Raw genomic sequence first — 25260 nt, forward strand, 5'->3', positions numbered from 1 at the left:
CGGTCGATGTTGTCGCCCGTCAGGTAGCGGGTCATGAAGGTCAGGCCGGGAATGCCGATGGAGGCGAAGTTGAAGTCGTAACGCGCCTGCCAGGAGGTTTCGTCCTTGGCCGCGAAGTTGCCGATCTGCACGTAGTTGACCAGGAACGGATCGGTACCGCCGACGTAGGCGAAGCCAGTGTCGCCGCTCATCTTCTGGTAGCCGAGGCCGAGGCTGTGGCCGCTCAGCGCGTAGGTAACCATCGCTCCGAAGGCCTTGTTGTCGACATTGCTCACGCCGTCATCGGTGGAGCGGGCGTAGCGCAGGTCGGTTTTCAGCGACTGCTTGTCGCCCAGTGGCAGCACGTGCACCAGGTTGAAGGAATGCTGCTTATACATGTCCTCCAGGTTGCTGTAGTAGTAACCGCCGGTGAGGCTGTCGGTGAGCTTGTAGTTGCCGCCGGCGAAGATGAACTCGTTCGACTGGTTGGGATTGCCGCCGAAGGTAATTCCGCTCAAGGCGAACGTGTTCAGCGTCATGTCTTCGTAATCGGCGGAGTTGCGGTTGTTGACCTCGTCGAGGTAACCGGCGTCGAGGGTCAGCCCGGCGATGTCCTTGGAGACGATGTTGCCGCCGCGGAACACCTGCGGCAGCAGGCGGCTGTCGCTGGAACCGATGGCCTGGTTCTTCAGCTGCAGCGAGCCGACTTTGAGCACGCTTTCGGAGATCTTCGCCTTGGCCGTCAGGCCCAGGCCGCCGTAGTAGTCCTGCGAACCGCCGGAGCGATCCGGGTTGAGCAGGCCGCTGCCGGAGGTGCCGTCACCGGAGTCCAGCTTGAAGCCCAGGGTGCCCAGGGCATCGACGCCAAAACCGACGGTGCCTTCGGTGTAGCCGGATTCCAGACGCAGCAGAAAGCCCTGCGCCCATTCTTCCTGCTTGGACTGGCCGGCGTCTTCGCGGAAATCACGGTTGAAATAGAAATTGCGCGCTTCGATGCTCGCTTTGCTGTCCTCAAGGAACGCGGCGTTGGCGACTTGACCCAGGGACAGGCCCAGGGAGCCGGCAGCGATCGCTAACGCAAGGGAGGTTTTTCTCATTGTGGTTTTCTCCAGTTTTAAGGGTGGCACTTCGGCCCAGACGCGCTTCAAAAACGAAGGGGCAAACGCGGACCGAATTCGATAACTCGCACAGCGATACACACAGCCAGGCGAAAACGCACTGGAACTGCGGCAGATCCGGGCGAGCAAAATTACGAAGGCGTGCAGGCATCCCGGCCGATTGGCAGACACCAGAAATCAGAGGCAGAACGCAGGGCAATGAGGGAGTAAGTCATGGCACGGTCTCTTCATTTTTATAGTGCCGGCATATCAGCCGGTTTGCGACGCAAGAGCAATACGCAGATATACGCAGTTAATGTGCCAATCGACTGCGCGCTATAAATACCCAGTAATATCAAATGATTGCAGAAGAGGCAGGAAGAGATGGCGGTGCAAGGGCCGCCTCAATAAGCAATTTTTAGCCGAACCTTGCACGCAAATAGGCGGTTTATCGCCACAGCTACTTGACTCGCAGTAGCTGCCCCTTGCCCTTTGCGAACTAACCGAGAACGATCTGGTTCTTGCCCTGGCGTTTAGCCTGGTACATCGCCGCGTCGGCACGGGCGAACAGGTTGTCGAGGCTGAGGTCATCACCCCGCAGATTGGCGAGCCCCTGGCTGACGGTAACGCCAAACACCTTGCCTTCATGGGTGAAGCTCAAGCGCTGGACCTCACGCTGCAGACGCTCGGCGATCTGAATCGCCAAATCAGGCTCGCAGCTGGGGAACAACGCCGCGAACTCTTCGCCGCCGACCCGGCCAAACAGGTCGTCGCGGCGCAGCACCGCCGCGCCGCAATAGGCGAGGCGCTGCAGCACCTGGTCGCCCATCTGGTGGCCGTATTGATCGTTGATCTGCTTGAAATCGTCGACGTCGAGCAACAGGAACGCCAGCGGGCTGCCGAATTGGCGAGCATGCTCGAACTCGCGCTGGGCGCAGTCGAAGAAGTGTCTTCGGTTGCTGCTCTGGGTCAGGACATCCGTCGTCGCCAGGCGCTGCAGTTCACCTTCCAGCTGCTTCTTCTCGGTGATGTCCTCGGCGATGCCGACAACAATTTGCGCCTGCCCGGCATCGTTCTGCTGGCTGATAAAGCATTTATCGCTGATCCAGCGCAGCTGCCCGTCGGCACGAATGATGCGGTACTCGCGCGATTCCATGGCGCCGGTTTCGAGCACCTTGGCCAGGCTCTCGGCAGCGTAATCCATATCATCCGGGTAGATGCTGTTGCGCCACTCCTCGTAGCCGGCAATCAGCAGCGCCGCGGATCGGCCGAATACCTGTTCGTAGGCCGGGCTGACATAGATCATCCGCTGCTTTTCCCAGTCGAATGCCCAAAGCACGGCGTTGACGCTGCCCAGCAGGCTGCTGAACAACTGCTCACGCTCCCGCAGGCGGATAACTTCCGCACGGCTGTGCAACAACGCAAGTGTCAGCTCTTCCAACTCATGCGGCAGTTCGCTGAGCTCATCCATTAAGCACCGTCCTGGGGATACGTCGGTGTCAACAGCCCACTACCTAGCCCGCGCGAAAATAAAAAAAACCTGAACTCAAGACCGCCAGAGGGCCTAGAAGTTCAGGTTTACGGGGCGCAGCAGGCGGGTTTACTTGAGTGCGCGCCAGGTAAATGGATAGCGGTAGCTCTGCCCTTCGTTGGCCTTGATACCTGCGATGATGGTCAGTACCAGCGCCGCGATACCGACCAACATCAGCAATGGAAAACCGATCACCACGATCATCAGCAGGAAGCACACGATGGCTGCCAGCGAAACAGTGATCTGGAAGTTCAGCGCTTCCTTGCCCTGATCATTGACGAAGGGATCGAAGTCCTTCTTGATCTGCCAGACGATCAGCGGCCCGAGCAGATTGCCGAACGGGAAGATCAGCCCAAGAAATGCCGCAAAGTGGCAGAACATCGCCCACTGCCGCGCTTCCTGGCTGGGTACTGACGGTGGAATCTGCGGTTCATCGCTCATGCTGCGTCTCCTCTGCGTGGTGTATCAGTCCGCCAGCGCGGCCTGCTGCAATTCGAACAGCTCGTTCATGCCTTTCTGCGCCAGCGCCAGCATCGCGTTCAGTTCAGCAGGCTGGAACGGCGCGCCTTCGGCGGTGCCCTGCACTTCGATAAAACCACCTGCGCTGGTCATCACCACGTTCAGGTCGGTCTCGGCAGCGGAGTCTTCCAGGTAATCGAGGTCGAGTACCGGCTCGCCCTGATACATGCCCACCGACACAGCCGCAATCATCTGCTTGAGCGGATCGCCGCCTTTCAGACCGCCGCGCTTCTTGATCACCTTCAGCGCATCGATCAACGCGACCATGGCGCCGGTAATGGAGGCGGTACGGGTGCCACCGTCGGCCTGAATCACATCACAGTCGACATACAGGGTGTTCTCGCCAAGCTTGGACATATCCAGCGCGGCACGCAGCGAACGGCCGATCAGCCGCTGGATTTCCAGGGTACGCCCACCTTGCTTGCCACGGCTGGCTTCGCGCTGGTTACGCTCGCCGGTGGCACGCGGCAGCATGCCGTACTCGGCGGTCAGCCAACCTTGCCCCTGCCCCTTGAGGAAGCGCGGCACACCGGATTCGACGCTGACTGTACAGATCACCTTGGTGTCGCCGAACTCAACCAGTACCGAGCCCTCGGCGTGCTTGGTGTAGTTGCGGGTGATGCGGATCGAACGCAACTGATCGGCGGCGCGGCCACTGGGACGTTTCATCAACGAGTACCTGTTTGAATTGAAGTAAAAATCTGCCGCGCATTATAAGGCGCCATGGCCGGCCACGACATGACCAATTGGGTGCGGCCGACGCATTGCGCTACAATCCCGCACCTTTCGTTCCGACTTTTCCGAGGGGTGCACTCCATGATCCACAGCATGACGGCCTTCGCCCGCGCCGAACAGGCCGGCGCCAATGGCACCCTGAGCTGGGAGCTGCGCTCGGTCAATCACCGTTACCTGGAACCGCACCTGCGCCTGCCGGAAGCCTTTCGTGACCTCGAGGGCGCCGTGCGTGAAGCGCTGCGCAACGGCCTGTCACGCGGCAAGCTCGAATGCACGCTGCGCTATGCCGAAGACAGCACCGGCAAACCGCTGCAGGTGGACCTGGAGCGCGCCGCGCAGTTGATCGCCGCCGCCGAAAGCCTGGCCGACCTGATCAAACAGCCCGCGCCGCTTAACCCGTTGGAAATGCTCGCCTGGCCAGGTGTGTTGGTGGCCGATGCCGCCGATCCGCAGGCACTCAACAAAGCGGCGCTGGGCCTGTTCACCCAGGCCTTGAACGAGCTGAAAAAAGGCCGCGCTCGCGAAGGCGCGGAACTGGCCAAGCTGCTCAACGAGCGCCTGGACAACATCACCGATGAAGTCGCAGCGCTGCGCGAACTGGTACCGCAGATGCTGGCAGCGCAACGGCAGAAGATTCTCGACCGCTGCGCCGAGATGCAGGCCGAGCTCGACCCTCAGCGCCTGGAACAGGAACTGGTAATGCTCGCGCAAAAAAGCGACGTCGCCGAAGAACTGGACCGCCTCGTCACCCACGTCAGCGAAGTTCGCCGGGTTTTGCAGAGTGGCGGTGCCGCTGGCCGGCGTCTGGATTTCCTGATGCAGGAACTCAACCGCGAAGCCAACACTCTTGGTTCGAAAGCCTTCGACACGCGCAGCACCCAGGCCGCGGTCAACCTAAAGGTGCTGATCGAACAGATGCGCGAGCAAGTTCAGAACATCGAATAACCAGCGGCACTGCAGGCACCTATAACGAGGCTCGCGTGCTGTTAATGGGCGTGTGAGATGCAGCGCCCCGGACCATTTCTAACACACTACTATTGCCAACCCAGGAAGCGGCTAACGCCCTGCTAGGCTTCAGGACCCGAAAAAGGCTCGGAACCACTATGGCTATCACCACCGGCACCCTTTACATCATTTCCGCACCCTCCGGCGCGGGCAAGACCAGCCTGGTCAAGGCACTGATCGACAGCGAAGCGCTGATCCGCGTCTCGGTCTCGCACACCACTCGCGCCATGCGCCCAGGCGAAATCGACGGGGTGAATTATCATTTCACCACCCGCGAGCAGTTCCACACGATGCTCGATAACAGCGATTTTCTTGAGCACGCCGAAGTCTTCGGCAACCTCTATGGCACCTCCCAAGCCTGGGTCGAACAGACCCTTGCCGAAGGCTACGACTTGATTCTGGAGATCGACTGGCAAGGCGCCCAGCAGGTACGCCGGCTAATGCCGCAGGCGAAATCCATCTTCATCCTGCCACCGACCCAGGAAGCCTTGCGGCATCGCCTGACCAACCGCGGCCAGGACAGCAGCGAGATCATCGAGCGCCGCATGCGTGAAGCCGTGAGCGAGATGAGCCACTACGTCGAATACGACTACCTGCTGATCAACGACGATTTCGCCCATGCCCTTAGCGATTTGAAGGCGATCTTCCGGGCCAACCAGTTGGCACAAGGGCCGCAGCAGCAACGGCATGCCGGTCTGCTCAGCGAGCTGCTGGCCTGACGCACAGCCGCTCGCACGGGCGGCACGTACAGGTTTTTCGTGCCGCTTGTAGCTTAATGCTTGCGGCCGCCCTAGGCGCTTAACTAGACTACCCAGTCCGCTCGCCCATTCGGGCCCAGCTTTACTACGCATTTGCTACGAGGAACACCATGGCCCGCGTTACCGTTGAAGATTGCCTGGACAACGTCGATAACCGCTTCGAGCTGGTCATGCTCGCCACCAAGCGCTCCCGTCAACTCGCCACCGGCGGCAAAGAGCCGAAGGTTGCATGGGAAAACGACAAACCCACCGTAGTTGCCCTGCGTGAAATCGCTGCTGGCCTGGTGGACTATGACGTGATCGCACAAGATGACATCGTGGTAGAAGAACCCCTGTTTGCAGCATTCGAGGAAGAGGCTAACGAGCCTCTGTAAGCCTATGCCTGGTCGAAGTCGCACGGCGCGGGATCACCGTAATCGGCAAGGGAGTCGCCCATGCCGAGCATAGACGCCCTCGCCGATCGCCTTTCGACCTACCTCGATGGCGACCAGGTCAACCTGGTCCGCCGCGCTTACTTCTATGCCGAACAAGCCCACGACGGCCAACGCCGCCGCAGTGGCGAAGCCTACGTCACCCACCCGCTCGCGGTGGCGAATATCCTGGCTGACATGCACATGGACCATCAGAGCCTGATGGCCGCCATGCTGCACGACGTGATCGAAGACACCGGTATCGCCAAGGAAGCGCTCAACGCGCAGTTCGGTGAAACCGTGGCCGAACTGGTCGACGGGGTCAGCAAGCTGACCCAGATGAACTTCGAGACCAAGGCCGAGGCACAAGCGGAAAACTTCCAGAAAATGGCCATGGCCATGGCCCGCGACATTCGCGTGATCCTGGTCAAACTGGCCGACCGCCTGCACAACATGCGCACCCTGGAAGTGCTGTCCGGCGAGAAGCGCCGGCGCATCGCTAAGGAAACCCTGGAAATCTACGCACCCATCGCCAATCGCCTGGGCATGCACAGCATGCATGTGGAATTCGAAGACCTCGGCTTCAAGGCCATGCACCCGATGCGTTCCGAGCATATCCGCGCCGCGGTCAAACGCGCCCGCGGCAACCGCAAGGAAATCGTCAACAAGATCGAGGAATCGCTGACCCACTGCCTGGCCCGCGAAGGGCTGGAAGGCCAGGTGAACGGGCGCGAAAAGCACATCTACGGCATCTACCAGAAGATGCGTGGCAAACGCCGGGCGTTCAACGAAATCATGGACGTCTACGCCTTTCGCATCATCGTCGACAAGGTCGATACCTGCTACCGCGTGCTTGGCGCGGTGCACAACCTGTACAAACCGCTGCCCGGCCGCTTCAAGGATTACATCGCGATTCCCAAGGCCAACGGCTACCAATCGCTGCACACCACGCTGTTCGGCATGCATGGCGTGCCCATCGAGATCCAGATTCGCACCCGCGAGATGGAAGAGATGGCTAACAACGGCATCGCCGCCCACTGGCTGTACAAATCCAACGACGAAGACCAGCCCAAGGGCACTCACGCCCGTGCGCGGCAGTGGGTCAAGGGCGTGCTGGAAATGCAGCAACGCGCCGGCAATTCGCTGGAATTCATCGAAAGTGTGAAGATCGACCTGTTCCCCGACGAGGTCTACGTGTTCACGCCCAAGGGCCGCATCATGGAGTTGCCGAAAGGCTCCACTGCGGTCGACTTCGCCTACGCGGTGCACACCGACGTCGGCAACACCTGCATCGCCTGCCGCATCAATCGCCGCCTGGCGCCGCTATCCGAGCCACTGCAGAGCGGTGCCACCGTGGAAATCGTCAGCGCGCCGGGCGCTCGGCCAAACCCGGCTTGGCTGAATTTCGTGGTTACCGGCAAAGCTCGCACGCATATCCGCCATGCGCTGAAACTGCAACGCCGTTCCGAATCAATCAGCCTTGGCGAGCGCCTGCTGAACAAGGTGCTTGGCGGCTTCGACAGCCATATCGACCAGTTGCCAGCGGAACGCCTGCAGGCGGTGCTCGCGGAATACCGCCTGGAAGTGCTGGAGGACCTGCTCGAGGACATCGGCCTGGGCAATCGCATGGCCTACGTCGTCGCCCGTCGGTTGCTGTCCGAAAGCGGTGAAGAACTGCAAAGCCCTGAAGGCCCACTGGCGATCCGCGGCACTGAGGGCCTGGTGCTGAGTTACGCCAAATGCTGCACACCGATTCCTGGCGACCCGATTGTCGGGCATCTGTCCGCTGGCAAAGGCATGGTCGTGCACCTGGACACCTGCAAAAACATCGGCGAAATCCGTCACAACCCGGAGAAATGCATCCAGCTGTCGTGGGCCAAGGATGTGGTCGGCGAATTCAATGTCGAGCTGCGCATCGAGCTGGAGCACCAGCGCGGCCTGATTGCCGTGCTGGCCGGCAGCGTCAATGCCGCCGATGGCAATATCGAGAAGATCAGCATGGACGAGCGCGACGGCCGCATCAGCGTCGTCCAGTTGGTTGTCAGCGTGCATGACCGCGTGCACCTGGCGCGGGTCATCAAGAAGCTGCGCGCGATCAAGGGCGTGATCCATATCACCCGCGTACGTGCCTAAGCATTGCGCGCCCAGCACCTACTCTTCGGAACGATCTGCAACGGCTAGCGCACTCCTGTTGAGCGCTTTTGGCTCTCCGACAGGTTTCACCGTCACGCTTTGACAGCGCCCGTCGCTATCACCCACCCTATGCAACCTGACCCGTGCGCTCACAAGGTGCGCGGGCGGGGCCAGACATTCGGTCATCACCCTCAACCGCATTCAAGGAGTTCCCATGAGCAAGAGCGTCATCAGCAGCGACAAGGCACCGGCCGCCATCGGCACCTATTCCCAGGCGATCAAGGCAGGCAATACCGTGTACATGTCCGGGCAGATCCCGCTGGACCCCAAGACCATGGAGCTGGTGGAAGGCTTCGAGGCACAGACCGTGCAGGTTTTCGAAAACCTCAAAGCCGTAGCCGAAGCGGCGGGCGGTTCGTTCAAGGACATCGTCAAGCTGAACATCTTCCTTACCGACCTGGGCCATTTCGCCAAGGTCAATGAAGTCATGGGCCGCTATTTCGAACAACCTTATCCAGCCCGCGCCGCTATCGGCGTTGCCGCACTGCCACGCGGCTCACAAGTGGAAATGGACGCCATCATGGTGCTTGCCTAAACGGCAGCCCGTTGCACGGCGGCGGCCTATCGGCGCCGAACCCCAGCAGGCGCAAGGAGTGGCAACGAATCGTGACTGTATGGAAAAGGTTGCCGTTGCGCGCGCTGGGGCTCCTCACCGGCTTGATTGGCGTAAGTGCGCTGTACCTTGCCGAGCCAGTGTTTTTGCACAGCCTGCGCAACAGCCTGTTCGACCAGTACCAGCGCTGGCAACCGCGAGCTACGTCTGAGCCCCCTGCGGCGCTGGTCGTGGTGGATATCGACGAAGCCAGCCTGGTCCAGCACGGTCAGTGGCCGTGGCCGCGCAACGTGATGGCGCGGCTGGTCGATGAATTAAGCCGTGCCGGCGCCGCGGTCGTGGTATTCGACGTGCTGTTCGCCGAAGCCGATCGCACCTCGCCGCTCGCCTTCCTGAGCCAGCATCCGCTGGCAGACGAGCTGGCCCGGCAACTCGCGGAACTGCCAGATCCTGACCTGACATTCGCTGCCGCCCTCGCCCGGCAGCCCTCGGTGCTGGGTTTTTCCGCCTTGCGCACGCCGTCCGATACGCCGCCGTTAAGCCGCTTTGCGATTCAGCAACGCGGCGGCTCGGCGCTGCGCTTCGTTCCGCCGTTCGCAGGCAGCATCAGTGCGCTGCCGCCGCTCGAACAGGCGGCCGCCGGCACGGGCGCGATGACCTTCGTGCCCGATACCGATGGCGTGGTTAGGCGCGTACCGCTGTTTATTCGGGTAGGCGACAACCTGCTGCCTTCGCTGACCGCCGAGGCGCTGCGGGTATTCACGCGGCAACCGCTGTACCGCCTGGAGGTCGCGCAAAATGCCGGCATTCAGCAGGTTGGCATCGGCGCGCTGGCCTTGCCGACCAATCGCCGTGGTGAACTCTGGGTGCATTTCCGCGAGTCGCCGGTGCAGAGCGTGCCAGCCTGGCAGGTGTTGGACCGTAGCGCCGCTCCCGAGCGGATCGCCGGCAACATCGTGCTGATCGGCAGCTCGGCCCAGGGCCTGCAGGATCTCCGTTTTAGCCCGCTGGGCGGCATCATTCCTGGCGTACAGGTGCACGCACAGGCGCTGGAGCAAGCACTGACCGGCGATTTTCTGCAGCGACCCTCCTGGGCCAATGCCCTGGAGGCGCTTACCCTGTTATTTGGCAGCGTGCTGCTGTGCCTGCTGGTGATGCGTACCAGCGCCATCGTTGGCGCAACGCTGGCGACCAGTGCGTTGATAGCGCTGAATGTGGCTGCCTGGTGGAGCTTTTCCCGTCACGGCTTGCTGATCGACGCGCTTACGCCCTCGCTGTGCATGTTGCTGATCTACCTCGGCACCAGCATCGCCCATCACCGCGCCAGCGAGCGCCAGCAGCGCTGGGTGCGCGCCGCGTTTTCGCGTTATGTGTCACCCAATCTGGTGGAGCACCTGGTGCAGCACCCGGATCAACTCAAGCTCGGCGGCCACCGTCAGCACTGCAGCTTTATCTTCACAGACCTGACCGGCTTCACCACGCTGATGGAGCAGCAGCCGCCCGAGCAGGTGGTCAGCCTGCTCAACGACTACCTCGAAGGCATCATCCAGATCGCCTTTCGCTACGAGGGCACCCTCGATCGCATCGTCGGCGATGCGCTGGCCGTGCTGTTTTCCGCACCCTTGCCGCAGGCTGATCACCCGTCCCGCGCGCTGGCCTGTGCCCTGGAAATTCAGCGCTTCGCCGCCGAGCACGCCGAGCGCACCCGCGCCGCTGGCATCCCGATCGGCGCGACTCGGATCGGCGTGCACAGCGGCGAGGTGGTGATCGGCAACTTCGGCGGCAAGACCCTGTTCGACTACCGCGCCCTCGGCGATGCAGTAAACGTTGCGGCACGGCTCGAAGGGCTGAACCGTCACCTTGGCACCACGCTGTGCGTCTCCCAGGCAATTCACGACGCGAACCCGGATACGCCAATGCGCGCGGTGGGTGAGGTCATACTGATGGGCAAGCTCCAGCCGATCGCCGTATACGAACCCGGCGTCGCAGCGGACCCGCGTTACCAGTCAGCCTACCGTCATCTCCAGACTCAATCGACAGAGGCGCTGGCGGCCTTCACGGCGCTCGCGCAGCAGCGCCCCGACGATGGGCTGGTGGCATTCCACCTGGCTAGGCTGCGCCGTGGCGAACAGGGTGCAGTGATCAGAATGGCGGATAAGTAAGGGTCAGCGAACGCTGATTTCGACCCGGCGGTTGCGCGGCTCGTCGACTTCATCAGGCGTGGCGACTAGCAGGTTGCTTTCACCGTGGGACGCCACCTGCAACTCGAGCACCTTGAGCCCGCGCTTGCGCAACAGGTCGGCCACGGTTTCGGCGCGCCTGAGGCCCAACCGCTCGTTCCATCGTTCACCGCTCATGGTGTCAGTGTGACCGATCACCGACACCGCCGAGGGCCCGCGCTGTTCGATGGAACTGAAGACCTGCTCGATGGCGGCTTCAGACTCGCGGGTCAAGGCCACATCGCCGACCTTGAAATACACCAGAAACCGCTGCGGCAACGGTGGTTGCGCCGCCAGCGCCGCGGAAAAATCCCGCTGCACGCTCGCCTCGGACAGACTGAACACTCGACTGCCGCCGAGCCCCCCGCCCATGGTCACGCCCTGATTCTTTTGCTTCAACAGCGTGGTGCCCTTGGCGTCGCTCACCACCACGGCACCGGTCGTGCCATCCGGGCTTTCCAGCAGCACCACATAAGATTTGGCCGCGCAGCCGGTCAGTGAGAGCAGAACCAGCAGCGCACCCAGCGATCGCAGCATGGGGCTCACTCGTCTACTTTGATCAGGAAGTGGGTGCCACGCACCCCGATGGTGCCCGTCGGCGTCTTCAGCTCGACCGCTTCAGGCTTGAGCTTGGCGATCACCCCGGAAATGAAATTGAGCGTGCCGCGGCTGATCCGAGCACTCAGGCGCAGCTCTTCGTTAGCCGGTGCGAACTGGTATTCGTCGAGGGTCAGCTCGGTATTGGGCCCGAACGACATAACCGTGCTATCACTCAAGGTGACGCCCATCGAGCCATCCGCGCCCGTGGTCAGGGTCGAACCGAGCACCACCGGCAAACCGACGCTGGCAGGGGTTGCTTTTCCGCCGCGGGTGACGGTTGCCTTGCCCTTTACCGTCATCACGTAGCCGATCGGCTCGCCAGCAGTGTCGCCACTGACGGGCCCGGCGAAAGCGAGAGCGCTCAGCATGAGCATCAGCACTTTTTTTACCGCAAACATAGTACCCTCACTTTCCTGGGCGAATAGCCAGTCCATCACTATGGACCTAGATCAGGGCCTTCGCGAATCTGGCGCAAGCGAAGCGCCGGAGATTGTTATGCAGGATGCCGTATGACATTTGGAAAATACAAGCTCAGGTACGAGGCCTGGACTACAGCCCTGTTGCTGCTGTTCATCCTGATGCCGGTCCTGCCGATCATCGCCCTCAGCTTGGACATCTTCGAGATTCGCACGGCATTGCTGATCAACATGCTGCTGATGCTGTTGACGCTGCCGTTCGCCATCGCCGGATTCGAGAGCATCAAGCGCGCCATCGGCGTACTCGAAACCGACGCGCAGAAGATCCGCACCCTGGATTTTAGTCCCAGTCCTCATCCGCGCTCTTTTATTCGGGAGCTCGAAGACCTGCAGCAGCATCAGAACGAAATGAAACACTCGCTGCAAACCCAGACCACCGCCCTGCGCGACGCCCAGAGCAAGCTGGCCAGCCTGGTGGAGAACGGCCTGCTGCTGTCCTCAGAACGCGACAAGCACCGGCTGTTGCGGCACATCCTGATGGCGGGCAAGCGGATCTGCAACGCTGATGCCGCCACACTCTACCTGATGACCGACCACGACACGCTGCGCATCACCCTGCGTTCGAAAGCGGACACCCTGCCGAGCATCGAGTTGCCGCTGCATGACCTGGTGAGCGGGCAGCCCAACGAACACCACGTGTCCACCTACGTCGCCCTGCATAACCAGGCGGTGCTGATCGACGATGTCTACCGCGAAACCCGCTTCGACCTGTCCGGCACCCGGCGTTTCGACGAAGACACCGGCTATCGCACCGTCTCGATGCTCTGCGTGCCGCTCGCCTCCCGCAGCGGCGAAGTGCTGGGCGTGCTGCAGTTCATGAATGCCCTGGACCCGGTGAGCGGTGCGGTGGTCGGCTTCTCCGCACAGAGCCATTCGTTTATCGAAGCACTCGCCTCGCAATCGGCGGTGGCGCTGGATAACCACAACCTGATCGACTCGCAAACCGCGCTGATCGACGCAATGATCGAAATCCTCGCCGGTGCGATCGACGCCAAGAGCCCCTATACCGGCGGCCACTGCGCGCGGGTGCCGGACCTCGCCTTGATGCTAGCCGAGCAGGCCAGCGCCGAGCGCGAGGGACCGCTGGCAGCCTTCGGCTTCCATACCGACGAAGAATGGCGGGAGTTTCGCATCGGCGCCTGGCTGCACGACTGCGGCAAGATCACCACGCCGGAGCACATCGTCGACAAGGCCACCAAGCTGGAAATCATCTACAACCGCATCCACGAAATTCGCATGCGCTTCGAAGTGTTGCTGCGCGATGCGATGATCGAGCGGCTGGAGCGGATCGCTGCCGGCGAGCCTAGCACCCAGGCCGATGCCCATTACAGTGCCGCCGCGCAGCAGTTGCGGGACGACTTCGCGTTCGTGGCGCAGTGCAATATCGGTGGCGAGGAGATGGAATCGCAGAACATCGAGCGCCTGCACGTCATCGCTCAGCGCACCTGGACCCGCCACTTCGACAACCGCCTCGGCCTGTCCCACGAAGAAAGCCGCCGCCTCGAAGCCCTGCCCAGCCCGCCGCTGCCAACCACCGAGCAGCTGCTGGCGGACAAGCCGGAGCACCTGCTCAGGCGCGGGGAAAACAAGGCACTCGATCCCAAATACGGTTTCAAGCTGGTGGTGCCGGAATACCAGTTCAACTTCGGCGAGCTGTACAACCTCAGCGTCAGCCGCGGCACCCTGACCGCCGAAGAGCGTTTCAAGGTCAACGAGCACATCACCCAGACCATCGTCATGCTGGAAAACCTGCCCTTCCCGAAAAACCTGCGGCGCGTGCCCGAGTACGCCGGTACCCACCACGAAACCCTGCTCGGCACCGGCTATCCACGCCAATTGGACGCCGCCAGCCTGTCCATCCCGGCGCGCATCATGGCCATCGCCGATATCTTCGAGGCGCTGACCGCTTCGGATCGGCCGTACAAGAAGGCCAAGACGCTCAGCGAATCGATCGGCATCCTCGCCAACCTGCGCGACCGCGGGCATATCGACGCCGACCTGTTCGCCCTGTTTCTCCGCGAGGGCCTGCACCTTCGCTACGGTGCCCGCCATCTGCACCCCGAGCAGCTGGATGAGGTGGACGTCGAGGCCTACCTGCACAAACCAAACTGAGCTGCCTTACGGCTAGGCGAACACCAACAGACACAGCCCCAGCGCGAGCAGCAAGGCGCCTCATAGGCGGTCTAGCCAGGCCACGCGCTGCTGCATCCAGCTGCGCCAGCGCGCTCGCCCCAACAGGCGCACCAGCGCCAGGTCCCAGAGCAGCACCACCAGCGTCATCCACAGCATGCTCAGGGCCACGCCCCAATTCGGCATGGCCGCCTCGCGCAGCAGGCCGAACAGGCCGGCGTAGAACACCGGCAGTTTCGGATTCAGGCTGCTGGCCAATAAGCCTTCACTCAACCCGTGCGCCAGCGCCCGGTCGTCTGGCACGGCTGTGACAATTCGATCGCGCGTCGCGCGAGTAGCGCCTGACAACCGATCCAGGTGAAGTACGCGCCGCCCGCCGCCTGCACCCCACGCCACAGCCAGCCGTCATCGCTGGGTAACAGGCTGAGGGCGAGCAGCACCAGCGCCATGCTCAGCAGATTGGCCAGGGCGATGCCGCAGGCGCAGCCATCGGCATGGGCGCGGCCTTTGAGCAATGCGGCGCGTATCAGCAGAAAGAAATCCGGGCCCGGCGACAGCAGCGCGGCGAAATGGGTGCTGGCGACCAGAAGAAACAAGGCGAACATGGGGCAGCTTCCTGGCAACGATCAGGCGCCAGTGTCAGCAGCGGTGGGGAGCCAGTCTTGGAAAAAACTCAGATCGCGGTGCGGCGGAACTGACCGGGGCTGACGCCGGTGAAGCGCTTGAAGGTGCCGGAGAAATGCGCCTGGTCATAAAAGCCCAGCGCCAGCGCCACCTCGACGGCCGGTTCGCCGCCAAGCAGCCGCCGCTTGGCCTCACGAACCCGCCGCTGCAGCACATAGGTATGCGGCGGCACGCCGTAGGCGCGACGAAAGGCTTCGATCAAATGGCGCGGGTGCCGCTGCAACAAGGTAGCCAGCTGCTCCAGCGCGATGGCCTCGCAGTAATGCGCCTCCAGGTACTCACGCAAGCGCACGGTCACCCCACCATCGCGTGGCGCAGCCTGCACCGGGCGCAACCCACCGTGGCGGACGAACACCTGCTCGAGCAACGCCAGCAGCTCGCTCTCCAGGCCCAGGGCATCGCCGCGCTCGAACTGCTCGGCCAGGCGCCGCAGCCCCTCGGCAACCGCACCGTCGTCTGTCGGGTTGAGCGCGGAAAAACCGCGCGGCAGCTGCTTGCGACCCAGCAGGCCAGGCAACCGCGACTCTTCGATATACAGCATGCGATACACCAGCCGCTCGGTCTCGGCATGGCCGGTATGCGGCTCCTGCGGGTTCATCAACGACAGGGTGCCTGCCGGCAGTGCATGGCGTACCCCGCGGCATTGGTAACCGCCGACGCCGTGCAGAATCGCGCCGATGGCGAAGGCGTCATGACTGTGACGCCCGAAAGCCTGACCGGAGAAGTCCGCATGAAACAGCTCCACACCCGGCAGCCACGGCCGCACCTGCAGGCGATTGCCGCTCACCTCAGGGCTCCGCCAGGATCGATGCATACCCCTCGCGGTAACTCGGATACTGCGGCGCCCAGCCCAGGGCACGGGCGCGGGCATTGCTGCAGCGCTTGCTGCCTGCGCGACGTACGCTCGACTGCTCGGCCCAATGGCTGACACCCAGACGCGCACGCAACCAGGCCACCACTTCATGCAGCGGGGCGGGCTCGTCATCGACCCCGATATAGCAATCCTGCAGCGCCGTACCGCGCTGATCGGCCTGCAGCAGAAACGCCAGCAGCCCAGCCGCATCGTCGACATGGATGCGGTTGCCATAGAGCGGTGGCTCGGCAACCACCCGGTAACCCTGGCGCACCTGGCTCAGCAGCCACTGCCGACCCGGGCCGTAGATGCCGGTTAGGCGCACCACGCTGGCGGCGAAGCCGCTGCTCAGCGCCAGCTGTTCCGCTTCCAGCATGATGCGACCGGAAAAACCCTGGGCCTCGGCGGGCGACGCTTCGTCGACCCACTCACCGCCTTGTTGACCATACACACCGCTGCTGGACACGAATAGCACGCGCCTGGGCCGTTGCCCACGCGCCGCCAGCCAGCCGAACACGCGGCGCAAACCCTCGACATATGCCGCACGGTAGCCCGCCTCGTCGTGAGCATTGGCGGCTGCGCAATACACCAGGTAATCCAGCGCACCGCCAGGCCAGGCCGCGGGGCAATCATCACGTTGCAAATCACCGGCCACCGGTCGTATCACCGCGGGCAATTGCTCGACCGAGCGCCGCAAGCCATGCACCGTCCAGCCCAGCGCAGCCAGGCGAATACCCAGTCGGCTGCCGACATCGCCACAGCCGGCAATCATCACAGAGGTGATCGACATTGCGCTCTCCCATAATTCGCGAGCGCGCAGTTTAGCCCGGTTGGTTGATTGCAATGCAAAGGCTATGCTTAGCGGCAATTTAATGGATAAACACTATGACCCTCACCGAACTGCGCTACATCGTGACCCTCGCCCAGGAACAACATTTTGGCCGTGCCGCCGAACGCTGCCACGTCAGCCAGCCGACGCTGTCGGTCGGGGTGAAGAAGCTCGAGGACGAGCTGGGGGTGATGATATTCGAACGCAGTAAGAGCGCCGTGCGCCTGACGCCGGTCGGCGAGGGCATCGTCACCCAGGCGCAGAAGGTGCTGGAACAGGCCCAGGGGATTCGCGAGCTGGCCCAGGCGGGCAAAAACCAGTTGGTCGCGCCGCTGAAGATCGGCGCCATCTACACCGTCGGCCCCTACCTGTTTCCGCACCTGATTCCTCAGTTGCACCGGGTCGCGGCGCAGATGCCGTTGTACATCGAGGAAAACTTCACCCACGTGCTGCGCGACAAGCTGCGCACCGGCGAATTGGACGCGATCATCATCGCGCTGCCGTTCCAGGAAGCCGACGTACTGACCAAGCCGCTGTACGACGAGCCCTTCTATGCGCTGCTGCCAGCGGGCCATCCGTGGGCGGAAATGAAGACCATCGACAGCAAGCTCCTCAACGACAAGAGCCTGCTGTTGCTCGGCGAGGGCCACTGCTTCCGCGATCAGGTGCTCGAGGCGTGTCCGACCCTGCGCAAGGGTGGCGAAGAACATGCTCAGCACACCACCGTGGAATCCAGCTCGCTGGAAACCATCCGCCATATGGTCGCCTCCGGGCTCGGCGTTTCGATCCTGCCGCTGTCCGCTGTGGACAGCCACCACTACGCACCAGGCGTGATCGAGGTGCGCCCACTCAGCGCGCCTGCGCCGTTCCGCACCGTGGCCATTGCCTGGCGCGCCAGCTTCCCGCGGCCGAAGGCCATCGAAGTGCTGGCCGATTCGATCCGCCTGTGTTCGGTCAGCCGCGCGCCGAAACAAGACGCGTAAGGCCGGCGCCATGACCGAGCTGGCTACGGTACCCGTGACCGCGCTGAAGGGCGTCGGTGCCGCGCTGGCCGAGAAACTCGCCAAGGTCGGCCTGGAAACCCTGCAGGATGTGCTGTTCCACCTGCCGCTGCGCTATCAGGACCGCACCCGCATCGTTCCGATCGGCGCACTGCGTCCTGGCCAGGATGCGGTGGTCGAGGGCATCGTCTCCGGCGCCGACGTGGTGATGGGCCGTCGACGCAGCCTGCTGGTGCGTTTACAGGACGGTAGCGGCACCCTGAGCCTGCGTTTCTACCACTTCAGCCAGGCGCAGAAGGAAGGACTCAAGCGCGGCACCCAGGTGCGCTGCTATGGCGAAGTCCGCCCCGGCTCGTCGGGCCTGGAAATCTATCACCCGGAATACCGCGCACTGTCTGGCGGCGACCCAATCGCGGTCGAACAAACGCTGACGCCGATCTACCCGACCACCGAAGGCCTGACCCAGCAGCGCCTGCGCCAGCTCAGCGAACAGGCCCTGGCCCGTCTCGGTCCGCACAGCCTGCCAGACTGGTTGCCGCGTGAACTGGCCGACGATTACCAGCTCAGCCCGCTCGATCAGGCCATCCGCTACCTGCACCGGCCGCCGCCGGACGCCGACCTGGAAGAACTCGCCGAAGGCCGCCACTGGGCGCAGCACCGCCTGGCCTTCGAGGAACTGCTCACCCATCAGCTGTCGCTGCAACGCCTGCGCGAAAGCGTGCGCGCGCAACAGGCACCGCAACTGCCGCGCGCCACGCGGTTGCCGCAGCAGTTTCTGGATAACCTCGGTTTTGCCCCCACCGGCGCACAACAACGGGTCGGCGCCGAGATTGCCTACGACCTCAGCCAGGACGAACCCATGCTACGCCTGGTGCAGGGCGACGTCGGTGCCGGCAAGACCGTGGTCGCCGCCTTTGCCGCGCTGCAGGCGCTGGAGGCCGGATATCAGGTGGCGCTGATGGCGCCGACGGAAATCCTCGCCGAACAGCACTTCATCAACTTCAGTCGCTGGCTGGCACCACTCGGCATCGACGTCGCGTGGCTGGCCGGCAAGCTCAAGGGTAAGGTGCGCGCCGCCGCGCTGGAGCAAATTGCCGCTGGCGCACCGATGGTGGTGGGCACCCATGCGCTGTTTCAGGATGAGGTGAAGTTCAGCCGCCTGGCGCTGGTGATCATCGACGAACAGCACCGCTTCGGCGTACAGCAGCGCCTGGCGCTTCGGCAGAAAGGCATCGGCGGACGCATGTGTCCGCACCAGCTGATCATGACCGCCACGCCGATTCCGCGCACCCTAGCGATGAGCGCCTACGCCGACCTTGACACCTCGATCCTCGACGAGCTGCCGCCGGGGCGCACGCCGGTGAATACCGTGCTGGTGGCCGACAGTCGCCGCCTGGACGTGGTCGAGCGGGTGCGCTCGGCCTGCAATGAAGGCCGCCAGGCTTATTGGGTCTGTACGCTGATCGAGGAATCCGAGGAGCTGACCTGCCAGGCCGCTGAAACCACCTTCGAGGACCTCAGCGCCGCGCTCGGCGGGCTGCATGTCGGGCTGATCCACGGGCGCATGAAACCCGCAGAAAAGGCCGCGGTGATGGAACAGTTCAAACAGGGTCGCCTGCAATTGCTGGTGGCGACCACGGTGATCGAGGTCGGTGTCGACGTGCCCAATGCCAGCTTGATGATCATCGAAAATCCCGAGCGGCTCGGCCTTGCCCAATTGCATCAGCTGCGCGGACGGGTCGGCCGGGGCAGCGCCGCCAGCCACTGCGTGCTGCTCTACCATCCGCCGCTGTCGCAGCTGGGTCGGGAACGCCTCGGCATCATGCGCGAGACCTGTGATGGCTTCGTCATCGCCGAAAAAGACCTGGAATTGCGCGGCCCCGGCGAAATGCTGGGTACCCGACAAACCGGGCTCTTGCAGTTCAAGGTCGCCGACCTGATGCGCGACGCGGACCTCCTGCCGGCCGTCCGCGATGCGGCGCAAGCGCTGCTCGCACACTGGCCGCAGCATGTCAGCCCGCTGCTGGAGCGCTGGCTGCGGCACGGCCAGCAATACGGGCAAGTGTGATCCAGCGCACAAGGCAATTTTTGCCGGAACCGTCGATCTGCTCGTCCGCTGGTTATACTTCAGCGCAAATGCCCCTCAGATGGACGCCGCCATGACCGATCCAGCCCTTCTCCCCGACACTACGCCGCGCGCACCGGCGGTGATTCTGCAGTTGCTGGAGAAGCTCGGCCTGCCCCACCAGGTGCTCGGCGACCAGCCCGGCCTGCCCGCTGCCCAGCGCCTGCAGGCGGTACTGCTCGACGATGCGGTCGGCGCCCTGCTGGTGCTGTACCCGCAGAATCAGCTGCTGGACCTCAACCGCCTGGCGGAGCTGACCGGGCGTCAGCTCGCGGCGGTCAAGGCCGAACGCCTGGAACGCATGCTCGGCAAGCACAGCCTGAGCGTCCTGCCGGGGCTGCCGCCGCTGACCAGCTCGCCCTGCCTGTATGACGAACGCCTGCTCGACGTCCCCAGCCTGTTAATCGAGTCCGGCCAGCCCGGCGTGCTGCTGGAAATCCCCAGCGACGCCTTCAAGACTCTGCTCAGCAAAGCCAGTGCGGCGCGCTTCGGCCAACCGATCAGCAGCATCCGGCCGAACCTTGACCGCCCGGATGACGACCGCGCGGAGATCACCCTGGCGGTGCAGACGTTCACCGCGCGGCGCATTCAGCAGCGCCTCGAGGAAACCATCGAAATCCCGCCGCTGCCGGAAACCGCGCAGAAGATCATCCGCTTTCGCGTCGACCCGGACGCCACCGTGGACGACATCACCGGTGTGGTGGAAACCGATCCGGCGCTGGCGGCGCAGGTGGTCAGCTGGGCCGCTTCGCCCTACTACGCCGCCCCCGGCAAGATCCGCTCGGTGGAAGATGCGATCGTCCGCGTGCTCGGCTTCGACCTGGTGATCAACCTGGCCCTCGGCCTGGCGCTGGGGAAAACCCTGAGCCTGCCCAAGGATCAACCGCAGCACGCCACGCCGTACTGGCAGCAGTCGATCTACACCGCGGCGGTAATCGAAGGCCTGACCCGCGCCATGCCTCGCGCGCAGCGTCCGGAAGCCGGCCTGACCTACCTCGCCGGACTGCTGCACAACTTCGGCTACCTGGTCCTGGCCCATGTCTTCCCGCCGCATTTTTCGTTGATCTGCCGGCACCTGGAAGCCAATCCGCACCTGTCGGCCGGCTACATCGAGCAGCACCTGCTCGGCATCACCCGCGAGCAGATCGGCGCCTGGCTGATGCGTTTCTGGGACATGCCGGAAGAACTGGCCAGCGCGCTGCGCTTCCAGCATGACCCGGAATACGACGGCCCGTATGCGGCCTATCCGAACCTGGTATGCCTGGCAGTCAGCCTGCTGCGCAATCGTGGCATCGGCGCGGGGCCGCAGAGCGAGATACCGCAAAGCCTGCTGGATAACCTCGGTCTGAGCCGGGAAAAGGCCGATGACGCGGTGAACAAGGTGCTCGCCGCCGAAACGGCGCTGCGCGAACTGGCTTCGCAGTTCCACCCCGCCACCTGAGCTCACGCAGCAGGCAATCGGCAACTGCAGTAACGACGAAGGGGCCGCGCAGGCCCCTTCGTCGTTTATCGGCGCGGCTTACTTCAGCGCCGCACGCCGCGCGGCGAACACTTCCGGCAGCGCCTTGACGCTACCCTCCAGCAACGACGTGACCGCCGGCTGTTCATACAGCGCCGCGTATTCGGCTAGCTGGCTGCTCGGCATCTGCCGGTAGGCATAGAGCATAAATGACTCGACGGCCTCGGCGCTCGAGGCGCGCAAGGCGTCGGCCTGGGATTTGGTCTGACTGCTCAGCGCCTGTTCGCCGATGGTTTCGCCACGGGCCTTGAGCGCAAGCAACGCCTGGGTCTTGCCCACTTCATAGCGCAGCAGGGTGGCAAGTGTCGTGGTGTGTGCGGCACGGTCGAGACGCCGGATCAGCTCCAGGCGGTCCTGACGCGGCGGGCGCTCGGCGAGCTGCTTGCGGTAGTTCGCCAATCCTTCGCCAGCGTCTTCACCAATCGCCCGTTCGGCGGCGGTGAAGCGCTGGGCCAACGGGCTGTCGAGCAGTTGCTTGGCCTGCTGCAGTTGCGCTTGATCAAGATCGCCGACCAGCCGTTTGGCCAGGTCGAGGCACAGCGCATCGGCGGCGAAGGCCTTGGCCAGTTTTGCCTGCTGCTGCTTGTCCAGCCCGCGCTGCACCAGCGGTGCGCTTTGCTCACAGAGCAGGCGAATGCCGGCCAGTTCGAACACGGGGGCAAAGGCTTCGGCTTTGGGTGGGGCGGCGTGGCTGAAGGTAGCGGCGAACACGAGGGGCAGAACGATGAACAGACGCATGGCGAAAAATCCCGGGGAACTGCGGCCAGCCTAGCGAATGGCGCTGGTGCCGGCCAGCACCGGCGCGCGGGTTTGTGCGATCAGGCAGCCTTTTTCTCGCTGCTCTTCTTTTTCGGCATCAGGTACTTGGTCAGGCCCTGGAACCACATCACCAGCGCAGGGTTGCCCTGGATCTGGATGTCCTTGTTCTGGATGCCCTGCATAAACGCCAGCTGCTTGTTCTTCGCGTTCATGGTGGCGAAACCGTAGGCGCCGTCCTTGAAGCCGATGGCGAAGGCGGGCGCGTCGACGGTGCCGCGCTTGCTGGTGATGCGCTGGTCCTTGACGATGAAATGGCGGGCGACCTTACTGTCCAGAGTGTGCAGCTGGAAGACCATGTCGCGATTGACCAGCTGCTCTTGGAAGGCAGGGTTTTCGCGGCTGGCTTTGGCCATCAGACGGCCCATCATCCACAGGAGAAAACGAAATTTCATGCGCAAGGCCTCGGTAGGGGGTAGACGGCGGCGCGCATTGTAGCGGTTTGCTGCGAGGACTACAGCGGGCGGCGTGAGCGCTTGGCGATGCGGGGGTGAAACGCCCGGAGCCGCGCGGCTCCGGGCTTGCGGCTCAGTTGACGGCGTCTTTCAGGGACTTGCCCGGTTTGAAGGCGACCGTGTTGCTGGCTTTGATCTTGACTGGCTCCCCGGTTTGCGGGTTTTTGCCGGTGCGAGCACCGCGGTGACGTTGAAGGAAGGTGCCGAAACCAACCAGTGTCACACTGTCCTTGCGGTTCAGTGCCCCGGTGATTTCTTCAAGTACGGCGTTGAGTACACGGTTAGCCTGATCTTTGGTCAGATCTGCCTTTTCGGCAATGGCGGCGGCGAGTTCCGGTTTACGCATAAATGCCTCTTTGACGGTTATTGTTGTTGTGTCAGTGCTGCTCGGTACAGAACAGCGCCCAAGGCGCTGCAACAGCGCTGCGCTGCGGCAGACCCTTGGAGAATGGCATGCGAAGTGGCCCTACGCCAGTCTTGTCAGACGGTTTCCTTGGGCACCTTTATGGCGAATCCGACAGAACAGCCGTCAATCACGCCAAAAGTGCAGGCAACTGCTTATTCAGCGCCAGCTTTTCCTGCACCGCCGCGCCGGTCAGCGCGTATCCCAGCAGCGCGCCGGAGGCATCGTGGCAGAGTGCCTTGATGTCGCTGCCGCTGCCCTGCACCGTCCATTCGCCTTGGGTGCCGAGGGGCGGCGGCGATACCACCAGCGGGCAAACCGGCGTTTTCACCGTCACCGGCATGGCGCCGTAACTGACGGCTGTTGGCGTACCGGCCAGGGTCTGCGCCAGGGCGCGGGCGCAGCTCATCAACGGCATCACGTACAGCAAGTTGAGGCCGTCCACCTCGGCGCAATCGCCCAGCGCATAGATGTTGGCGTGGGAGGTGCGCAGCTGGCGATCGACCATCACGCCGCGGTTGACCGCCAGCCCGGCCGCCGCGGCCAGGTCGATGCGCGGGCGCAGGCCGACCGCCGAAAGCACCAGGTCGCAGGCAATCACGCTGCCATCGGAGAGGTGCGCCTGCAGGCCATCCGCGACCCGGTTCAGGCGAGTCAACAGCGGCCCCAGGTGGAAGCGCACGCCGAGGCTTTCCAGCCCGGCCTGAACAGCGCCTGCCGCCGCGGGGTGCAACAGCGCCGGCATCACCTGTTCGCAGGGCGCGACCAGGTCGATCTGATAGCCGGCCAGGCTCAGGTCATTGGCAAATTCGCAGCCAATCAGGCCGGCGCCCAGCAGCAACACGCGCGACTTGCCGGCCGCCGCGGCACGGAAACGGCCGTAATCTTCGAGGTCGTTGACCGAAAAGATCGCATCCGGCGCATCACCTTCCACCGGCACCCGAATCACCTCCGCACCCCAGGCCAGGATCAGGTCGCGGTACGGCACGGCCTCCTCGCCGATCCACAGCTGGCGATGCCCCGGATCGATACCGCTGATGCGCGTGTGGGTGCGAATTTCCGCCTTGAGCTGGTCGGCCATGGCACCCGGCTCGGCCATGCTCAGACCCTCGGCGTCCTTGTTCTTGGCGAACCCGGTCGAGAGCATCGGCTTGGAGTACGAGCGGCCATCGTCCGCGGTGATCAGCAGCAGCGGCGTGTCGCCATCCAGCTTGCGGAACTCGCGCGCCAGGTTGTAGCCAGCCAGGCCGGTACCGACGATCACTACGGGTGCACTCATCTCGAACTCCTCATGGCCGCAACGGCGATGCGTGGTGCTTAGCGGTCTGGCCTGGGTAAAAACAGGGGTAACAAAAAACGGCGACCCGCAGGTCGCCGCTTGAAGGCTTGAGATCAGGCGATCTCGATCATTTCGAAATCCATCTTGCCCACGCCACAATCCGGGCACAGCCAGTCAGCGGGTACATCTTCCCAACGGGTGCCTGGAGCGATGTCTTCATCCGGCCAGCCCTGGCTTTCGTCGTAAATCAGTCCACAGACCACACATTGCCACTTTTTCATAATTACCTCAGGCGAGCTCACGGCTATTGCGCGGGCAAACTACCGTAAATGCACCGATGCGCCAAGCCGCCGCGACGAACGCCGGCCGCCGCAAACGAGCTAAACCGGCGCCCTAGCTTGGTAGAACTCACTGCGGCCAGGCGCGGCGCATTTGTTACACTCGCCGGCCTTTCCCCTGCCGTTGCCCAGACCGTGCCTCACTCTGCTACTGCCCGACCACCACACTGGCTCACCGCCGATCGCCTGCATCCGGCGCCGACCGCTGCGGTGCTCGACTGGCTGTTCAATGAAGAGTCGCTGACCCGTCGCCTTGGCGCGCTGTCCAATGACCGCTTCAGCGTGACGCCGCTGCTGGAGGGCTGGCAGACCCTGCGCACCGACGAGTGTGCCGCGCTGGGCGTAGCCGCCGATAGCGAAGGCTGGGTGCGCGAGGTGTACCTGCGCGGCGCTGGTGAGCCCTGGGTATTCGCCCGTAGCGTGGCCGCGCGCAGCGCCCTGGAAGGCTCCGGCCTGGCACTCGAACGCCTGGGCAGTCGTTCACTGGGCGAGCTGCTGTTCAGCGACCGCGCCTTCGACCGCGGCGAATTGCAGGCTTGCCGCTACCCCGCCGACTGGCTGCCCGCCGCAGTGCGCGCGCAAGGCCTGTGGGCACGCCGCTCGTGTTTCAGCCGCGGCACGCTCGGCGTGCTGGTGGCCGAGGTGTTCTTGCCCGAATTCTGGACCGCTGCCGCTATCGAGCCGCAAGGCAGCCTGTAGGGTGGGTGTCGCTTTTACATCTACCTTGCACCCCCACTGGTGGATCGATAAAGC

General features: G+C 63.4%; 24 protein-coding genes and 1 pseudogene. 11 read left to right on the forward strand and 14 right to left on the reverse strand.

What is annotated here, in order from left to right:
- From ACX0MV_RS00005 to rph, 4 genes are all read right to left on the reverse strand, one after another.
- The coding region (locus tag ACX0MV_RS00005) for an OprD family porin (protein WP_458980435.1) at positions 1–1076 on the reverse strand (1076 nt) is incomplete at its 3' end.
- A gap of 499 nt (positions 1077–1575) precedes the next feature.
- Positions 1576–2547, reverse strand: coding sequence for a GGDEF domain-containing protein (locus ACX0MV_RS00010; protein WP_458980436.1), 972 nt, complete (start codon positions 2545–2547; stop codon positions 1576–1578).
- A gap of 129 nt (positions 2548–2676) precedes the next feature.
- Entirely contained in the window at positions 2677–3048 is a 372-nt protein-coding gene (locus tag ACX0MV_RS00015; RefSeq protein ID WP_458980437.1) for a DUF4870 domain-containing protein, read from the reverse strand.
- Between the two features lie 24 nt (positions 3049–3072).
- A complete protein-coding gene (rph, locus tag ACX0MV_RS00020) occupies positions 3073–3795 on the reverse strand; it encodes a ribonuclease PH (protein WP_458980438.1) in 723 nt (240 codons plus the stop codon).
- Positions 3796–3942: 147 nt separating this feature from the next.
- On the opposite strand from rph, the gene ACX0MV_RS00025 reads away from it, so the two are divergent.
- The 6 genes from ACX0MV_RS00025 (at position 3943) to ACX0MV_RS00050 (ending at position 10942) form a co-directional block, all read left to right on the forward strand.
- Positions 3943–4806, forward strand: a complete 864-nt coding sequence (locus ACX0MV_RS00025) for a YicC/YloC family endoribonuclease (RefSeq protein ID WP_458980439.1) — start codon at positions 3943–3945, stop codon at positions 4804–4806.
- A 158-nt stretch (positions 4807–4964) separates the two neighbouring features.
- A complete protein-coding gene (gene gmk / locus ACX0MV_RS00030) occupies positions 4965–5585 on the forward strand; it encodes a guanylate kinase (protein ID WP_458980440.1) in 621 nt (206 codons plus the stop codon).
- 149 nt (positions 5586–5734) lie between these two features.
- Positions 5735–5998 (forward strand): DNA-directed RNA polymerase subunit omega, encoded by a 264-nt coding sequence (gene rpoZ / locus ACX0MV_RS00035; protein WP_458980441.1) that lies wholly within the window; start codon positions 5735–5737, stop codon positions 5996–5998.
- A 60-nt stretch (positions 5999–6058) separates the two neighbouring features.
- Positions 6059–8167: a bifunctional GTP diphosphokinase/guanosine-3',5'-bis pyrophosphate 3'-pyrophosphohydrolase gene (spoT, locus tag ACX0MV_RS00040; RefSeq protein ID WP_458980442.1), complete on the forward strand. Its 2109-nt coding sequence runs from the start codon at positions 6059–6061 to the stop codon at positions 8165–8167.
- Positions 8168–8381: 214 nt separating this feature from the next.
- Complete coding sequence (locus ACX0MV_RS00045) at positions 8382–8762, forward strand: RidA family protein (RefSeq protein ID WP_458980443.1); 381 nt, start codon at positions 8382–8384, stop codon at positions 8760–8762.
- A 71-nt stretch (positions 8763–8833) separates the two neighbouring features.
- Positions 8834–10942, forward strand: coding sequence for a CHASE2 domain-containing protein (locus ACX0MV_RS00050; RefSeq protein ID WP_458980444.1), 2109 nt, complete (start codon positions 8834–8836; stop codon positions 10940–10942).
- A 3-nt stretch (positions 10943–10945) separates the two neighbouring features.
- On the opposite strand, the gene ACX0MV_RS00055 is transcribed toward ACX0MV_RS00050, so the two are convergent.
- Together ACX0MV_RS00055 and ACX0MV_RS00060 are read right to left on the reverse strand one after the other, a co-directional pair.
- Positions 10946–11536: an OmpA family protein gene (locus ACX0MV_RS00055; RefSeq protein WP_458980445.1), complete on the reverse strand. Its 591-nt coding sequence runs from the start codon at positions 11534–11536 to the stop codon at positions 10946–10948.
- A gap of 5 nt (positions 11537–11541) precedes the next feature.
- Entirely contained in the window at positions 11542–11997 is a 456-nt protein-coding gene (locus ACX0MV_RS00060) for a FecR family protein (RefSeq protein ID WP_458980446.1), read from the reverse strand.
- 111 nt (positions 11998–12108) lie between these two features.
- On the opposite strand from ACX0MV_RS00060, the gene ACX0MV_RS00065 reads away from it, so the two are divergent.
- Positions 12109–14187 (forward strand): HD domain-containing phosphohydrolase, encoded by a 2079-nt coding sequence (locus ACX0MV_RS00065; protein ID WP_458980447.1) that lies wholly within the window; start codon positions 12109–12111, stop codon positions 14185–14187.
- Positions 14188–14247: 60 nt separating this feature from the next.
- Here ACX0MV_RS00065 and ACX0MV_RS00070 read toward each other — a convergent pair.
- From ACX0MV_RS00070 to ACX0MV_RS00080, 3 genes and pseudogenes are all read right to left on the reverse strand, one after another.
- Positions 14248–14810 (reverse strand): annotated as a pseudogene (locus tag ACX0MV_RS00070) (LysE family translocator).
- Between the two features lie 68 nt (positions 14811–14878).
- Positions 14879–15676: a helix-turn-helix transcriptional regulator gene (locus ACX0MV_RS00075; protein WP_458980448.1), complete on the reverse strand. Its 798-nt coding sequence runs from the start codon at positions 15674–15676 to the stop codon at positions 14879–14881.
- Position 15677: 1 nt separating this feature from the next.
- Positions 15678–16532, reverse strand: coding sequence for an SDR family oxidoreductase (locus ACX0MV_RS00080; protein WP_458980449.1), 855 nt, complete (start codon positions 16530–16532; stop codon positions 15678–15680).
- 95 nt (positions 16533–16627) lie between these two features.
- Between ACX0MV_RS00080 and ACX0MV_RS00085 the strand changes: the two genes are divergently transcribed.
- The 3 genes from ACX0MV_RS00085 to ACX0MV_RS00095 all read left to right on the forward strand — a co-directional run bounded on the left by ACX0MV_RS00085 (position 16628) and on the right by ACX0MV_RS00095 (position 21138).
- Positions 16628–17554, forward strand: coding sequence for a hydrogen peroxide-inducible genes activator (locus tag ACX0MV_RS00085; protein WP_458980450.1), 927 nt, complete (start codon positions 16628–16630; stop codon positions 17552–17554).
- Positions 17555–17564: 10 nt separating this feature from the next.
- Positions 17565–19640, forward strand: coding sequence for an ATP-dependent DNA helicase RecG (gene recG / locus ACX0MV_RS00090; RefSeq protein WP_458980451.1), 2076 nt, complete (start codon positions 17565–17567; stop codon positions 19638–19640).
- A 91-nt stretch (positions 19641–19731) separates the two neighbouring features.
- Positions 19732–21138: an aminoacyl-tRNA deacylase and HDOD domain-containing protein gene (locus tag ACX0MV_RS00095; protein WP_458980452.1), complete on the forward strand. Its 1407-nt coding sequence runs from the start codon at positions 19732–19734 to the stop codon at positions 21136–21138.
- A gap of 78 nt (positions 21139–21216) precedes the next feature.
- On the opposite strand, the gene ACX0MV_RS00100 is transcribed toward ACX0MV_RS00095, so the two are convergent.
- From ACX0MV_RS00100 to ACX0MV_RS00120, 5 genes are all read right to left on the reverse strand, one after another.
- On the reverse strand, positions 21217–21954 hold the full coding sequence (locus ACX0MV_RS00100) for a hypothetical protein (RefSeq protein ID WP_458980453.1): 738 nt from the start codon (positions 21952–21954) through the stop codon (positions 21217–21219).
- A gap of 80 nt (positions 21955–22034) precedes the next feature.
- Positions 22035–22427, reverse strand: a complete 393-nt coding sequence (locus ACX0MV_RS00105; protein ID WP_458980454.1) for a helicase — start codon at positions 22425–22427, stop codon at positions 22035–22037.
- Positions 22428–22560: 133 nt separating this feature from the next.
- Complete coding sequence (locus ACX0MV_RS00110; protein ID WP_458980455.1) at positions 22561–22833, reverse strand: HU family DNA-binding protein; 273 nt, start codon at positions 22831–22833, stop codon at positions 22561–22563.
- Between the two features lie 187 nt (positions 22834–23020).
- The gene (locus tag ACX0MV_RS00115; RefSeq protein ID WP_458980456.1) at positions 23021–24169 is read right to left on the reverse strand and encodes an NAD(P)/FAD-dependent oxidoreductase; all 1149 of its coding nucleotides are present in this window, start codon (positions 24167–24169) and stop codon (positions 23021–23023) included.
- 113 nt (positions 24170–24282) lie between these two features.
- Positions 24283–24450, reverse strand: a complete 168-nt coding sequence (locus ACX0MV_RS00120) for a rubredoxin (protein ID WP_458980457.1) — start codon at positions 24448–24450, stop codon at positions 24283–24285.
- A 192-nt stretch (positions 24451–24642) separates the two neighbouring features.
- Between ACX0MV_RS00120 and ACX0MV_RS00125 the strand changes: the two genes are divergently transcribed.
- On the forward strand, positions 24643–25206 hold the full coding sequence (locus tag ACX0MV_RS00125) for a chorismate--pyruvate lyase family protein (RefSeq protein WP_458980458.1): 564 nt from the start codon (positions 24643–24645) through the stop codon (positions 25204–25206).
- Positions 25207–25260: the final 54 nt, after the last annotated feature.

This window comes from Pseudomonas cistanchae (assembly GCF_054483635.1).

What these genes read in the sequence shown, in the direction of transcription:
- recG (WP_458980451.1), top strand. Translation starts at nt 17,565, where the DNA reads ATGACCGAGCTGGCTACGGTACCCGTGACCGCGCTGAAGGGCGTCGGT.
- ACX0MV_RS00010 (WP_458980436.1), bottom strand. Translation starts at nt 2,547, where the DNA reads ATGGATGAGCTCAGCGAACTGCCGCATGAGTTGGAAGAGCTGACACTT.
- ACX0MV_RS00060 (WP_458980446.1), bottom strand. Translation starts at nt 11,997, where the DNA reads ATGTTTGCGGTAAAAAAAGTGCTGATGCTCATGCTGAGCGCTCTCGCT.
- ACX0MV_RS00110 (WP_458980455.1), bottom strand. Translation starts at nt 22,833, where the DNA reads ATGCGTAAACCGGAACTCGCCGCCGCCATTGCCGAAAAGGCAGATCTG.
- ACX0MV_RS00085 (WP_458980450.1), top strand. Translation starts at nt 16,628, where the DNA reads ATGACCCTCACCGAACTGCGCTACATCGTGACCCTCGCCCAGGAACAA.
- ACX0MV_RS00105 (WP_458980454.1), bottom strand. Translation starts at nt 22,427, where the DNA reads ATGAAATTTCGTTTTCTCCTGTGGATGATGGGCCGTCTGATGGCCAAA.
- spoT (WP_458980442.1), top strand. Translation starts at nt 6,059, where the DNA reads ATGCCGAGCATAGACGCCCTCGCCGATCGCCTTTCGACCTACCTCGAT.
- ACX0MV_RS00065 (WP_458980447.1), top strand. Translation starts at nt 12,109, where the DNA reads ATGACATTTGGAAAATACAAGCTCAGGTACGAGGCCTGGACTACAGCC.
- ACX0MV_RS00095 (WP_458980452.1), top strand. Translation starts at nt 19,732, where the DNA reads ATGACCGATCCAGCCCTTCTCCCCGACACTACGCCGCGCGCACCGGCG.
- rph (WP_458980438.1), bottom strand. Translation starts at nt 3,795, where the DNA reads ATGAAACGTCCCAGTGGCCGCGCCGCCGATCAGTTGCGTTCGATCCGC.
- ACX0MV_RS00015 (WP_458980437.1), bottom strand. Translation starts at nt 3,048, where the DNA reads ATGAGCGATGAACCGCAGATTCCACCGTCAGTACCCAGCCAGGAAGCG.
- rpoZ (WP_458980441.1), top strand. Translation starts at nt 5,735, where the DNA reads ATGGCCCGCGTTACCGTTGAAGATTGCCTGGACAACGTCGATAACCGC.
- ACX0MV_RS00055 (WP_458980445.1), bottom strand. Translation starts at nt 11,536, where the DNA reads ATGCTGCGATCGCTGGGTGCGCTGCTGGTTCTGCTCTCACTGACCGGC.
- ACX0MV_RS00045 (WP_458980443.1), top strand. Translation starts at nt 8,382, where the DNA reads ATGAGCAAGAGCGTCATCAGCAGCGACAAGGCACCGGCCGCCATCGGC.
- ACX0MV_RS00025 (WP_458980439.1), top strand. Translation starts at nt 3,943, where the DNA reads ATGATCCACAGCATGACGGCCTTCGCCCGCGCCGAACAGGCCGGCGCC.
- ACX0MV_RS00120 (WP_458980457.1), bottom strand. Translation starts at nt 24,450, where the DNA reads ATGAAAAAGTGGCAATGTGTGGTCTGTGGACTGATTTACGACGAAAGC.
- ACX0MV_RS00080 (WP_458980449.1), bottom strand. Translation starts at nt 16,532, where the DNA reads ATGTCGATCACCTCTGTGATGATTGCCGGCTGTGGCGATGTCGGCAGC.
- ACX0MV_RS00100 (WP_458980453.1), bottom strand. Translation starts at nt 21,954, where the DNA reads ATGCGTCTGTTCATCGTTCTGCCCCTCGTGTTCGCCGCTACCTTCAGC.
- ACX0MV_RS00115 (WP_458980456.1), bottom strand. Translation starts at nt 24,169, where the DNA reads ATGAGTGCACCCGTAGTGATCGTCGGTACCGGCCTGGCTGGCTACAAC.
- gmk (WP_458980440.1), top strand. Translation starts at nt 4,965, where the DNA reads ATGGCTATCACCACCGGCACCCTTTACATCATTTCCGCACCCTCCGGC.